The sequence below is a fragment of the Leclercia sp. S52 genome (genome assembly GCF_039727615.1).
In the GTDB taxonomy this organism is placed as follows: domain Bacteria; phylum Pseudomonadota; class Gammaproteobacteria; order Enterobacterales; family Enterobacteriaceae; genus Enterobacter; species Enterobacter adecarboxylatus_B.
On sequence record NZ_CP152474.1, the window covers coordinates 1742704 to 1755574 of the forward strand.

The 12871-nt window shown below is 54.0% G+C and carries 15 protein-coding genes and 1 pseudogene; 9 read left to right on the forward strand and 7 right to left on the reverse strand.

Translation table 11 applies throughout. The annotated features are described in order from the left end of the window. The first annotated feature begins 246 nt into the window (after positions 1-246). The 6 genes from AAHB66_RS08220 to AAHB66_RS08245 all read left to right on the forward strand — a co-directional run bounded on the left by AAHB66_RS08220 (position 247) and on the right by AAHB66_RS08245 (position 5192). Positions 247-807 (forward strand): type IV secretion protein Rhs, encoded by a 561-nt coding sequence (locus AAHB66_RS08220; protein WP_347115833.1) that lies wholly within the window; start codon positions 247-249, stop codon positions 805-807. Further along, positions 804-1193, forward strand: a complete 390-nt coding sequence (locus tag AAHB66_RS08225; RefSeq protein ID WP_347115834.1) for a putative T6SS immunity periplasmic lipoprotein — start codon at positions 804-806, stop codon at positions 1191-1193. The genes AAHB66_RS08220 and AAHB66_RS08225 overlap by 4 nt, the downstream gene beginning before the upstream one ends. Positions 1194-1235: 42 nt before the next feature. Continuing rightward, positions 1236-1628, forward strand: a complete 393-nt coding sequence (locus AAHB66_RS08230; protein ID WP_347115835.1) for a putative T6SS immunity periplasmic lipoprotein — start codon at positions 1236-1238, stop codon at positions 1626-1628. A 66-nt stretch (positions 1629-1694) separates the two neighbouring features. Further along, the gene (gene tssD, locus AAHB66_RS08235) at positions 1695-2201 is read left to right on the forward strand and encodes a type VI secretion system tube protein TssD (RefSeq protein WP_347115836.1); all 507 of its coding nucleotides are present in this window, start codon (positions 1695-1697) and stop codon (positions 2199-2201) included. Between the two features lie 550 nt (positions 2202-2751). Beyond that, positions 2752-3246, forward strand: a complete 495-nt coding sequence (locus tag AAHB66_RS08240) for a molybdopterin-dependent oxidoreductase (RefSeq protein ID WP_347115837.1) — start codon at positions 2752-2754, stop codon at positions 3244-3246. Positions 3247-3263: 17 nt separating this feature from the next. Further along, positions 3264-5192: an EAL domain-containing protein gene (locus AAHB66_RS08245; RefSeq protein WP_347115838.1), complete on the forward strand. Its 1929-nt coding sequence runs from the start codon at positions 3264-3266 to the stop codon at positions 5190-5192. A 36-nt stretch (positions 5193-5228) separates the two neighbouring features. On the opposite strand, the gene AAHB66_RS08250 is transcribed toward AAHB66_RS08245, so the two are convergent. Beyond that, positions 5229-5681 carry a helix-turn-helix domain-containing protein gene (locus tag AAHB66_RS08250; protein ID WP_347115839.1) on the reverse strand — a complete coding sequence of 151 codons (453 nt, stop codon included), beginning with the start codon at positions 5679-5681 and terminating at the stop codon, positions 5229-5231. A 150-nt stretch (positions 5682-5831) separates the two neighbouring features. Here AAHB66_RS08250 and agp point away from each other — a divergent pair. Continuing rightward, positions 5832-7074 (forward strand): annotated as a pseudogene (gene agp / locus AAHB66_RS08255) (bifunctional glucose-1-phosphatase/inositol phosphatase). Positions 7075-7143: 69 nt separating this feature from the next. On the opposite strand, the gene AAHB66_RS08260 reads toward agp, so the two are convergent. Both AAHB66_RS08260 and wrbA read right to left on the reverse strand, forming a co-directional pair. Further along, the gene (locus tag AAHB66_RS08260; protein ID WP_333850187.1) at positions 7144-7371 is read right to left on the reverse strand and encodes a YccJ family protein; all 228 of its coding nucleotides are present in this window, start codon (positions 7369-7371) and stop codon (positions 7144-7146) included. Positions 7372-7391: 20 nt separating this feature from the next. Then, positions 7392-7988: an NAD(P)H:quinone oxidoreductase gene (wrbA, locus tag AAHB66_RS08265; protein WP_347115840.1), complete on the reverse strand. Its 597-nt coding sequence runs from the start codon at positions 7986-7988 to the stop codon at positions 7392-7394. A gap of 395 nt (positions 7989-8383) precedes the next feature. Here wrbA and AAHB66_RS08270 point away from each other — a divergent pair, with 395 nt between their 5' ends. Next, complete coding sequence (locus tag AAHB66_RS08270) at positions 8384-8560, forward strand: general stress protein (RefSeq protein WP_032617468.1); 177 nt, start codon at positions 8384-8386, stop codon at positions 8558-8560. A 142-nt stretch (positions 8561-8702) separates the two neighbouring features. Next, entirely contained in the window at positions 8703-9626 is a 924-nt protein-coding gene (locus AAHB66_RS08275) for a DMT family transporter (protein WP_347115841.1), read from the forward strand. Here the strand turns inward: AAHB66_RS08275 and rutG are convergent. The 4 genes from rutG to rutD are packed head-to-tail and all read right to left on the reverse strand — an operon-like array spanning position 9614 to position 12866. Continuing rightward, positions 9614-10945 carry a pyrimidine utilization transport protein G gene (gene rutG, locus AAHB66_RS08280; RefSeq protein WP_347115842.1) on the reverse strand — a complete coding sequence of 444 codons (1332 nt, stop codon included), beginning with the start codon at positions 10943-10945 and terminating at the stop codon, positions 9614-9616. The two genes, AAHB66_RS08275 and rutG, sit on opposite strands and share 13 nt — an antisense overlap. Before the next feature lie 20 nt (positions 10946-10965). Further along, on the reverse strand, positions 10966-11457 hold the full coding sequence (gene rutF / locus AAHB66_RS08285; RefSeq protein WP_347115843.1) for an NADH-dependent FMN reductase RutF: 492 nt from the start codon (positions 11455-11457) through the stop codon (positions 10966-10968). 9 nt (positions 11458-11466) lie between these two features. Beyond that, entirely contained in the window at positions 11467-12057 is a 591-nt protein-coding gene (locus AAHB66_RS08290) for a malonic semialdehyde reductase (protein ID WP_347115844.1), read from the reverse strand. Beyond that, positions 12054-12866, reverse strand: coding sequence for a pyrimidine utilization protein D (gene rutD / locus AAHB66_RS08295; protein WP_347115845.1), 813 nt, complete (start codon positions 12864-12866; stop codon positions 12054-12056). Before rutD ends, AAHB66_RS08290 begins: the two co-directional genes overlap by 4 nt. Positions 12867-12871: the final 5 nt, after the last annotated feature.

Below are 12871 nucleotides of genomic sequence, written 5' to 3' on the forward strand. Positions count from 1 at the left end.
GCTTATTTCTCCTTGTTAAGCGGGTAACGGTTGATCCAGTAAAGCAAAAAATAACGTGTCTCGCATCCGGGAACGGACTTTATTTACAGGGAAGCCATAAACAACAATTAATATTGATTATTAATATCGTGAAATTTATTTATAAATTATTTCCGAGTTTAAGCGTAATGTATTCACTATCCCGGATGGACAAGTCTAAAGGATATAGGATTTTCGCATCACTATAAAACCCTGAGGTTTGCGGAAATGTATTACCTGAATTCTGTTAAATGGCCATCTACTGAAGAGGGCGGGTTAAGACGTCTACGGTTAGGGGAGATTAATCTGGCCAGTACGCTATATGGTTACAGCATTCATTATCATAAAGTCTGGATCCACCGTGAAAGTTATTTTCCTTTCAATCTACAAGATCCCAATCGGGGTATGGCTCCTGATGGTGAAATGTGGTTCAGGGAGGGAAAATATCAACATGATTTTTCGATGCCTGAAAAGGGAGAACCCCAGATTGCACAACACCTTTTCCTGCATGAAATGATGCACATCTGGCAGCATCAGCGTGGAATGTGGGTGCGGATGCGCGGCGCATTTTCATGGGCGGTGGATTATACCTACAGTCTGGATAAAGCAAAGTTACTTGATTACGGACTGGAGCAGCAGGCCTCCATCGTGAGTGACTACTGGTTATTAAAGCACTATGGTTTCCTGGGAAACGAGGGTCTTTATGATTACAGGGATTATAATCCATCTCAACCCGTTCTGGCTTTAATGCAGCAATATGAAAAAGTATTAGGGAGTTTTCCCGGATGAAAATTTCCGTATTAATTATGTCGGTCATTATGTTGACGGGATGCCCACGCAAGGGATATGAAGGTGCGCAATATGGGTTATGGCGAGCAATTCATATTGATGGGGATCGCATCTGTTTCACTTTAGATAAAGATGATGTGCTCGAAAGTTATAGCTTTGGACCCAACAGCAACGTATCTAATAAATTGCTTTATAACTATATCACTAAGTTGTCTTATCCTGATACCTGTTTCACGGCTCATTTTGAAAAAGCGATGATCTATGGTGCAAGATATATGATCAATAAACAATGGTATAACTACTCTTTTATTATTGATAATGACGGTCAGGTTTTAGATTTAGGTGGGGAGGCAGTATGTCCTTACCAAATTGTTAATTCTTTATGATTAATTCACCCCGGCATCAAGGATTTAAGGAACTTAACAAGGATGGCAAAAATCATATTACTTGCGCTAGTTATGACACTGACTGGATGTATTGGCAAAGATAATAAAGGCACGCAGTATGCAAAAATGCGGAGCGTCTATATTGACAGGGATCGTGTCTGTTTCAGTGTTAATAAAAAGGAAGTGCTTAGCAATTATGAGTTTTCGGCTATAGGTAAGACACATAAAGTATTGATAAGTGGCCGTTCGACTCATTTGTCCTATCCGGGGAGTTGTTTCACGGTTCCTTTGGAAAGGGGCGTTATCTACCGAGCGAACTACATGCTGGATAAAAAGAATTATTACGATGCTTTTATTATGGACAGTTCCGGTTATGTTATATATTTATGGACAAATACTGGCTGTCCGTATATTAGCGTTGTTCCCTGGCAATGAGCAATTCAGCTACGCTTTCATCGTTAAGAGTGAAAGCATTATTTTAAAGTAAAGGAGTTACACACCATGTCATTACCCGCATATTTATTTCTTTATGATGAAAATGGAATATTATTAAACGGTGGAAGCCTGGCGCTGGGCCGCGAAGGCGCGATCGAGGTAATGAGCAGCAGCTACGGCGTCAGCCAGCCAGTGGATCCACACACCGGACGTATGGGCGGAACGCGACAGCACGCCCCGTATGTTATCCATAAACAGGTGAATAAATTATCCCCGTTTCTCGCCCATTGTATTTGTGAAGGACGGCGGCTGCAAAAAGCCGTAATCAAATATTATGAAACTAACGAGGCAGGCATTGAGCGGGAAATTTACCGGGTCACAATGGAAGGCGTTGTCATTATGTCTGTAAATGCCAACCATACTTATATACCGGGTTCTGACAGTCATAATATGATCGAAACTATAGGTTTGCGCTATAACAGTATCGAATGGTATTACCTGGACGGGGTGATTAAATATGCCGACGCGTGGTCTAAGCCCTCACCGCAACAGCAGCAACAGACCAGGCAATGAATCTCATTCATCTCTGCACTGGGCTAAATGATTGAGCCTCCAGTGTAGAGACGTGCCATCCTGGGCCGCAACGCGAGAAGAGATTTCGCCATGCACAGATCAACAACGGATATCTTCCACTGAGCGGTGACTTGCTGCCAAAAGCGGGTTTATCAGCAGAAGCCCGTTGCCTGGAGTGGGGCCCTGCAAAGGTAAGGATAGGGGTAAACATCAAAAAAGCGTGTAATTATTCAACAAAGCCATGCAACCCAAAAAAAGAGTCCCTGTAGCTGTAAAGAGAAATAAACCTTTATATCCTTGTGTGATTATTTGCATTAAATAACCACTTGGCTTATTTTTTGTACAGGCAGTATAGAAAATAACGTACCTAAAATAACAGTACAGACCTTCCTTAATCGAACTTATGAAATGAATATTGTGTTAAGCGATTGATTTCAGTAGATTATTTTTTTAATAGAATTTATTGAATCCATAATGGTCTGATGACATATATTAATAGCATAATAACTAAATTATACTTCTTTACGTTTGATGGAATGGAGAGGTTAGAATGCGCTTGATTGTCATGTTGTTAAGCTTTGTGGTAGCCACCCAGGCCTGGGCTGGCGAACTTTCCAAACCTGCCGGTAAAGTCCTTTTAACCCTGTCCGGTAATATTCAAAATACAAACGAAGACGGGAAAGCCGTTTTTGATATCGCCGGCCTTGAGAAACTGGGTATGGTCAGCTTCAAGACCACCTCTCCCTGGTATAATGGGCGTCCTACCTTTACGGGCGTTCCGGTGCAGAAGCTCATGGATTATGTCGGCGCGAAAGGCACTGTCGTTAAGGTCACCGCGCTCAATGACTATACCACCGTCATCCCTCTCAATGATTTCAAAAAATACAACGTCATCCTGGCCTTCAAAATCGACGGGGAGTATATGCGCATCCGTGATAAAGGGCCCCTGTTCATCGTGTATCCTTATGACAGCATGCCTGAGCTGAATAACCAGATTTTCTATTCAAGGTCCGCATGGCAGGTCAGCAAAATGACGATTGAATAGGCGGTCAGGAGAGGATCATGAACAGGATACTGGCGGGCATTATTTTTTTCCTTTTTATCTCGACTGGATACATTTCTTTCCTTGTACATGAAAGGCAACAAGAGTTACAGAAGCTGACCCACTACACTGATTCATGGTCTGCTGCACAGTTGGTATCAGAATATTACCGACTGGAATCCGTGCTGGGTCTTTACACTATCGATGACACGCTGTCGATCGATGATGTGCGCCTGCGTCTCGACATTATGCTCAGCCAGAGTGATTTAACGAAAGAGGGCGATTTAGGCCGTTATATTGAAAGTAATAAAGCGCATCGTGAACTGGCTCAGCAGCTTGAAACGATGCTTAAATATCTGGATGTTCATCTTGAGAAAATGAACCGTTCAGAGCTCGAGACCTACCTGAAAACAATGCATACGCTCGATGCGCCCCTCAGCCGTCTTTCATCCGGTGCATTAGATAAGGATGTTAACTCGATCAGTGGCGCGAACCTCAAAATTCAAACGCTGTACTATATATATTCAGCGACTTCTGTCCTGTTAATAATACTCAGCGCCATATTGGGTGCGCTGATCTTCTATCAGAACAGAAATATTCAGAAGGCGCATCTGCAGGTGACGAGCCTTGCGGAAGAGCTGCAGACGTCGAAAGAAAAACTGCAAATCCAGAATGCCCAGCTGGAATATGACGTTTACCACGACTCGCTGACCGGGATGAATAACCGCCAGTTTTTCTGGGATAATTTAAAGAAAATAACCGAGACGGCCGAAAAAAATAATAATTCTGTGGCAGTGATGTTATTTGATTTAGATCGATTCAAGGATGTCAATGACAGCTGGGGTCATGATACCGGTGACAGGTTATTACGCCAGATAGCCCAGCGCCTGGTGTCGATGAGCCTGACGTCAGAAACGCTTTATCGCTTAGGTGGGGATGAGTTTGCGTTTCTCTCAAGTGGCCTGACTGAGAGCAGTGCGGTTTCGCGCGCGCAAAAAATATGTGATTCCATCAACCAGCCCTACACGATCGATAATACGATTATCAACATCGCCACCTGTGTCGGTATTGTTATTTCAGAGACGGAACGCCGCGCCGACTATCTCTATAAATTTGCCGATCTGGCCCTGTATGAGGCTAAAAAAGAGGGCTCCGGTCAGATCAAAGTTTTCCGCCAAAGCATGTTAGATAAGCTGCAGGAAAGCAGAACCCTTGAACATGATATGGCCATGGCGTTAGTGAACAAAGAGTTCGTGGTCTATTACCAGCCGATTGTCGATTCGTTCAGTCAGGAAATTTACAGCTATGAAGCCCTTATTCGCTGGATACATCCTCTGAAGGGCCTCCTGGCGCCGGATAGCTTTATTCCGGTTGCTGAAAAAACAGGAATGATTAACGAGATGGGGAAATCGGTGCTGGAAATGGCCTGTCGGGAAGCGGCGTCCTGGGCAATTCCGGCAAAAATTTCAGTCAATGTCTCGCCTGTCCAGCTCAGCAGCAACGTCTTTGCCGGGATCGTGTTATCCATTCTGAAAGAGACGGGGCTTCAGGCCGAGCGTCTTGAACTGGAAGTAACGGAGTCTTCTCTCTTTACCGATAACAGCACGCCGATGAATACGCTTAACAAGCTCAGAGCCCTGGGCGTGAGGATCTCCATCGACGATTTTGGTACGGGTTACTCCTCGCTTTCGCGGCTGAGTAAGCTGGCCTTCGATAAAATCAAAATAGACAAGTCTTTTGTCCATTCGATATCGGTGCAGGATGACGCCCTGACGATCATCAAACTCATCACCGGCATGGCGAAGTCCCTGAATATGAAAACGGTCGCAGAAGGGGTTGAAACGCTGGAACAGCTGGAAAGCCTTCAGGCACTGGGCTGCGATCTCGCACAAGGCTATCTGTTTGGAAAACCGCAGCCGGGTATTGATGGCAGGATCCGAAACGGTTAAATCGCCTCGCTGTGAGTAAAACGGGGCGGGGCGCCATCACCCCTTTGCCGCCGGATATTTCGCCACGACCTCCTCCGGCCCCAGCTCCCGTCCGTCACTCGCTACCATCGCCAGCTTGCGCAGCGGCTTCCGATCCCGGGCATCCACCATCACCGTCCCGACATCTCCTTCGGCAAACAGATGCGCATTTCCCCACTGGGAGAGCGCCAACAGCACGGTTTGCAGGGCGCGCCCCTTTTCCGTCAGGACATACTCCTGCCACGCGCTGCCGTCGGAAGCGGGTTGTAGCACCAGGATCCCTTCGTCTACCAGCAGTTTCAGCCGGGTCGCCAGCATATTTTTCGCAATACCGAGGCTCTTCTGAAACTCGCCAAAACGCGTCACCCCGCGCAGGGCATCGCGCACGATCAGCAGTGACCACCAGTCGCCGATAATATCCAGCGAGCGGGCAACAGGGCAGGTACTCTCTTCCAGGCGGGTACGTTTCACGGGGGGGCTCCTTATCAGCGGTGAGTTTTATTATAAAACCAATTCGCCTTCACACACAAAGTAAGCCGTCACTTTGCGGGTGGGCTCCAGGTAATCCGTCACAAATCTGTCACACTGTTTACGACGATAAAACAGAGTGAGGAATTAGGGATGAGAAAAGCACTAATCGCTGTCGCCGTGGCGGGCAGCATCGGTCTGTCCTGCGGCGTCCAGGCGCAAACCGCGCCGGAAGGGTATCAGCTGGAACAGGTTCTGATCATGAGCCGTCATAACCTGCGCGCGCCGCTGGCCAACAACGGCAGCGTGTTGGAGCAGTCGACCCCGGAAAAATGGCCGGAGTGGGATGTGCCGGGCGGGCAGCTTACCACCAAAGGCGGCGTGCTGGAGGTCTATATGGGCCACTACATGCGCGAATGGCTGGCGGAGGAGGGCGTAGTGACCGCCGGGGAGTGCCCGACGGCGAACAGCGTCTTTGCCTACGCCAACAGCCTGCAGCGCACGGTGGCGACGGCGCAGTTCTTCATCACCGGGGCGTTCCCGGGCTGCGATGTGCCGGTGCACCATCAGGAGCAGATGGGCACTATGGACCCGACCTTTAATCCGGTGATCACCGACAACTCTCCTGAGTTCCGTGAGAAAGCCCTGCAGGCGATGAACAACGAGCGCCAGGGGATGAAGCTTGAAGAGAGTTATAAGCTGCTGGAACAGATGACCGACTATAAGGATTCGCCGTCCTGCAAAGAGAAACAGGTCTGCTCCCTGACCGACGCGAAAGACACTTACAGCGCCGAGTACCAGAAGGAGCCCGGCGTCTCCGGCCCGCTGAAGGTGGGTAACTCGCTGGTGGATGCTTTTACTCTGCAATATTACGAAGGCTTCCCGCTGGATCAGGTGGCCTGGGGGGGAGATCAAAACCGACCAGCAGTGGCGGGTGCTGTCCCAGCTGAAAAACGGCTATCAGGACTCGCTGTTCACCTCGGCGGAAGTGGCGCGAAACGTGGCGAAACCGCTGGTGAAGTACATCGACAACGCGCTGGTCACCGGCCAGGCGAAAGCGCCTAAGGTCACCCTGCTGGTGGGGCATGACTCTAACATCGCCTCGCTGCTGAAAGCCCTCGACTTCAAACCTTATCAGCTGCCCGGTCAGTACGAGCGCACGCCGATTGGCGGCAAGATCGTCTTCCAGCGCTGGCATGATAAGACCGGCAACCGTGATTTGATGAAAATTGAGTATGTCTATCAGAGTACGGAGCAGCTGCGTAATGCTCAGGTGCTGACGTTAAAAGCCCCGGCGCAGCGGGTCACGCTGGAGCTGAACGGCTGTCCGGTAGATGCGGACGGGTTCTGCCCGGTGGAGACCTTTAATACGGTATTGAATACGGCGGCGAAATAACATGAAGGATGGGGTGCGGGGTATCCCCCTCACCCCAGCCCTCTCCTTCAAGGGAGAGGGGGAAAACAATCAGACGTTTTTGCGCTCGATGGTCTGCTCGCCCCAGAACAGCGAGTCTTTGTCGGTTTTATCGAAGGCTAGCACCAGCACTTCATCGCTGCCTTCTTCCCAGATTTTCTCTGCCAGTTTTTCGTCATATTTCGCGACTTCAAAAATCGCCTCGGCGATCTCCGGTGACGTATTACGTAAACGCGCAAATTCCCCGACGCGATGTGCTTTAGCTTCTTGTGTTGGCATAGTCATCCTCCTGTTGAGAGTTAAGCTTTCAGTTTAGCAGCCAGACCGGCGACATATTCGCCCTGATAGCGGGCAATGTTCAGTTCCGCTTCCGACGGCTGGCGCGAGCCGTCGCCACCGGCAATGGTCGTCGCCCCATACGGCGTACCGCCGCGCGTCTGAGAAATATCAAACAGCTCCGGCGTACCGTAGCCGATCGGCACAATCACCATCCCATGATGGGCAAGGGTGGTCCAGGTGGAGGTGATGGTCTGTTCCTGCCCGCCGCCGGTACCGGTGGAGCTGAACACGCTGGCGATTTTGCCGTGTAAGGCATTCTTCACCCACAGTCCGCCCGTCTGGTCGAGGAAGGTACGCATCTGCCCGGCCATGTTGCCAAAGCGCGTCGGGGTACCAAAAATGATAGCGTCGTAATCACCCAGCTCCTGCGGGGAGGCTTCCGGCGCGCTCTGCGCTTTTCCCCCGGCTTTGGCAAAGGCTTCTGCCTGCATGGTCTCCGGTACGCGTTTGATCACCACCTCAACCCCCTCGACTTTCCTGGCGCCGTCCGCCACTGCATGAGCCATGGTTTCGATGTGTCCGTACATGGAATAGTAGAGCACCAGAATTTTCGTCATTTCGCTTCACTCCTCGCATGATTTTTAAGGCAGCGGCATGCTGCACTCATTTAAAGATATGACGTGACAGCGAGACTGCAAATCTGGACACCATTTATTTGATTTTAAACAAAAAAGCGGATGGCTCTTCTTTCGTAGCAAAATGACACATTTTTGCTATTGTGAATTTCTGGAATGATAAGAAAGGCTTATGGTTTCGTTTCGACGAGCATCATACGAAAGGCTGATATCGTATTGCAGGATATTACGGTTAGCTGGATGTATGCTCATACTCCACTAAGCTTAGGTTCACGCGGCGCAGATAAAGGCACTTTTTTAGCGTCGTCAGGTGGAAGAATTCGCTTTCACTGAATGCAGTATTAAGTCTTATGTTTTTTTAACTCTGGAGGTCCGACATGGCAAACCATCGTGGTGGGTCAGGTAATTTTGCAGAAGACCGTGAAAGAGCATCAGAAGCAGGACGTAAAGGTGGCCAGCAAAGCGGGGGGAACTTCAAGAACGACCCTCAACGCGCATCCGAAGCTGGCAAAAAAGGGGGCAAAAATAGCCATGGCGGCAACAAGAGCAGTTAAGTTGCAGCCGACTGAAGTATGGGTCTCATGACCACTGGCACCCCCCCGCCGCCGGGCTCCCCGGCGGTTTTTTTGTGTTTGTTGTTGAAGGGTTATCAAATTCCTTCCACACTAGCGGATTGACTCTTTGTGCTGGTGCCTCATGTCCTCCTCCCGTTATGCCTTTTCGATCAAACCGCAGGAAGCGATCCTGATCCTTATCACTATGTTCTGGGGCGGGACCTTTCTTGCCGTACAGTACGCCGTCACGCTCAGCGATCCCTTTTTCTTCGTCGGCCTGCGTTTCGCCACGGCGGCCATCGCGGTGGCCATCATCTCCCTGAAAACCCTCCCTGGCCTGACCATGACCGAGCTGAAAGCCGGGCTGGCGATTGGCGTGTCGATCGCAATGGGCTATAGCCTGCAAACCTGGGGGTTACAAAGCATTCCCAGCAGTAAGTCGGCGTTCATCACCGCCATGTATGTTCCGCTGGTGCCCCTGCTGCAGTGGCTCTGCCTGCGCCGCATGCCGGGCATGATGTCCTGCATCGGCATTGTTCTGGCTTTTATCGGCCTGATCCTGCTGGCGGGGCCGGACGATAACCTGCTGGCGCTCGGAAAGGGGGAGATAATTACCCTGGTGGGTGCGGTGGCGATAGCCGCAGAGATTATTTTGATCAGCGCCTGGGCCGGCAAGGTGGACGTCAAGCGCGTCACCGTCGTGCAGCTGGCGACCGCCTCGCTGGTGGCGTTTCTGGCCATGATCCCGGCCGGGGAGTCCGTGCCGCCGCTTTCCTCGGGGTTAGTAATTGTCGCCCTTGGTCTGGGGATTTTCAGCGCCATCATTCAGGTGACGATGAACTGGGCCCAGCGCAGCGTCTCGCCAACCCGGGCAACGGTGATCTATACCGGGGAGCCGGTGTGGGCGGGGATTTTTGGCCGTCTGGCCGGGGAGCGCCTGCCGCTCCTCGCCCTGGTGGGCGCCGCCTTTATTATCGCCGGCGTGCTGGTGAGCGAGCTAAAGCTGAAAAGGAAGAAAAAGGCGCTGGCGGAGGCCGACAGCGCCACGCTGGATCAAGGCTCCTGAGTCATGACTTCGCCGCCCTGTGTCACCCCCGCCATCCGGCGGCTGAGCAGGGCGTTAAGCGCAATCGCGCCAAAGGTGGCGGTACCGATCCCGCCCAGGGTAAAGCCGCCGAGGGAGAGGGCAAAATCACCCGCCCCCAGCACCAGGGTCACGGCGACCATAATCAGGTTGCCGTTCTGACTCAGATCGACCCGGTTCTGCACCCAGATCCGCGCCCCGGCCACCGCAATCAGACCAAACACCACAATCGACGCTCCGCCAATCACCGCCGCCGGGATGGTGTGGATCAGCGCGCCAAATTTAGGTGAAAAGCCGAGCAGCATGGCAATCACCGCCGCCGCCACGAACACCAGCGTCGAGTAGACCTTGGTCACCGCCATCACCCCGATATTCTCGGCATAGGTGGTCACGCCGCTGCCGCCCACCGAACCCGAAAGCAGGGTCGCCAGCCCGTCACCGACAAAGGCCCGGCCCATATACGGGTCCATATTGCGCCCGGTCATCCCGGCCACCGCTTTCAGGTGGCCGAGGTTTTCCGCCACTAAAATCACCGCCACCGGGGCGATCAGCATCATCGCCTGGCCGTTGAAGGTAGGTGAGGTCAGCTGCGGCAGGCCGAACCACGCCGCCTGCTGCACGAGGGCGAAATCGACCGGTTTGCCGAGCCCGAAGACGCTGGTCAGCAGGGCATAGATCAGGCAGGCGAGGATCAGCCCGACCAGGATCAGCAGCCGCTGGATCATCCCCCGGGTAAACACCGCCACCAGGCCGATGCACAGCACCGTCACCACTGCCATCCAGCTGTCAAAGGCCGAGCCGGAGACCCCTTTTACGGCGATGGGGGCCAGGTTCAGGCCAATCGCCATCACCACCGCCCCGGTGACCACCGGCGGCATCAGCCGTTCGATCCAGCGGGTGCCGAGCTTCATTACCACCAGGCCGATGAGGGTGTAGATCGCGCCGCAGGCGATAATCCCGCCGAGGGCCACGCTCAGCTGCGGGTTGATCCCCTGACCGTTAAAGCCGGTGGCGGCAATCACCACCCCGACAAAGGCCGCGCTGGAGCCCAGATAGCTCGGCACCCGTCCGCCAGTAATGAAAAAGAACAGCAGGGTGCCGACCCCCGACATCAGTATCGACAGGTTAGGGTCCAGCCCCATCAGAATGGGCATCAGCACCGTGGCACCAAACATCGCCACCGCGTGCTGCACCCCCATCACCGCGGTTTGCGCCAGCGGGAGGCGTTCATCCGGCGCGACCACGCCGCGTTCTGAGGAGGTCGATTTCAACTGCCAGTGAGGAAAACCGAATAGTGCCATCAGCTGCTCCTTAAGGAGGATTAACAGGCGGGTCGCATCAGGGCGTGGTAGCCGCGGTCAAACCACACCAGACCCTGGGGCACCGGGTGGCGGGTAATTGCAACGATCTCGCAAAACAGAATGTCGTGAGTGCCGACGCTCACTACCTGGCTAATCCGGCAGTCGAACGAGGCCAGGGCGTCCGCCAGACGCGGGCAGCCGGTCTCCCCGGTCTGCCAGCGGGCGGCGGCAAAGCGATCGGCCATCGGGGTTTTGCCCCCAAACAGATTCGACAGCGACTCCTGACCGGCGCTGAGGGTGTTAACGCACAGGGTGCGGTTGTCGTTAAACACCGGCCACACCGAGGCGCCGCGATTGAGACACACCAGCAGCGTTGGCGGCGAGTCGGTAACGCTGCACACCGCGCTGGCGGTAAAGCCCGCCTCTCCCGCCGGGCCATCGGTGGTGATGATATTTACCGCCGCCCCCAGACAGGCCATGGCATCGCGAAAGGCTTGTTTATCAATGTTCATGGTCGCTCCTTAAACCAGCCCGCAGGCATCGTCAAAGCTCAGACGGGGCAGCCGCCCGTAGAGTTTGCTGTTATCGCCGTAGCCGATGTTGATCAGCAGGTTGCTTCTCAGGTTGCTGCCGGTGAAGAAGGCCGCATCGACCTTCTCCCGGTCGAAGCCGGAGAGCGGACCGGTATCGAGCCCCAGCGCCCGGCAGGCGACAATCAGATAGGCCGCCTGCAGGGTGCTGTTGCGAAAGGCGGTCTCCTCCGCAAGCTGCGGGCTGGCGGTAAACCAGCTCCGGGCATCGCCGTGGGGGAACAGCTCCGGCAGACGATCGTAAAACTGGCTGTCCCAGGCGACGATGGCCGTCACCGGGGCGGTGAGGGTCTTTTGCAGGTTGCCGCTGGAAAGCGCCGGGCGCAGCTTCTCTTTGCCTTCCGGGGTGCGGATAAACACCATCCGCGCCGGGGAGCAGTTGGCGGAGGTCGGGCCCCACTTCATGAGGTCATAAATTTCGCGCAGCGTCTCGTCGCTGACCGGACGATCCAGCCAGCCGTTGTGCGTTCGCGCTTCGGTAAACAGCGCATGCTGCGCGGTCGGGGTGATGGCTTCACTCATGGCAACTCCTTCGATAAGCGTTCGTGGCGGTGCAGCAGGCTGGCGAGCCCGTTTTGCAGCAGGGCGTTGAAAACCTCCGGCTCGGTGACGTTGCAGGCGTGGCCGCCGCGCGGCATCACCGTGATAACGCTGTCGGGCAGGGCGGCGTGCAGCTGGGATGAACAGACGGCAGGCACCAGCAGATCGTCGGCGGAACAGATAATCTGCACCGGGCAGCGGATCCGCAGTGCGAGGCGGCTGAAATCGGCCCGCTTCAGGGCATTCAGCCTGCGCAGCAGCGTGGTCTTGCCCTGGAAATGGGCCAGCGCCAGCGCCTCTTCGGCTTCCATACGCGGCTGGCGGGCGGCCATCCAGTCGGCGGGATAGAGAAACAGCGGCTGGGCCTCCACCCAGGCCTGGGCTCCGCCGGCATGCAGCAGCCGCTCGCGAACCTGGAAACAGCGCCGGGTATGGGGATGCAGCGTCAGCCAGCCGTTGACGCACACCAGCGTGCTAAGCGCGCCGGGACGATCCACCGCCAGCTGCAGGCCGATCAGCGCCCCCAGCGCATGGCCGACCACGCTAAAGTGCGTAATGCCGGCGGTCTCCAGCGCCTGCCACAGCTCCTCGGCCATCTGAGCCAGACTGTAGTCCTCCGGCAGATCGCCAGGGTTGTTGCCGGTGCCGCGCTGGTCATAGCAGACCACCTGATACTCCTGCTCCAGGTCGGCCAGCTGGGGCAGCCAGTAGCTGCCGCTGCCGCCCAGTCCGGCGATCAGCACCACCACCGGCGCGCCCGCATAGGGCGGGGGGGAAATGGACAGTTTCATGGCAA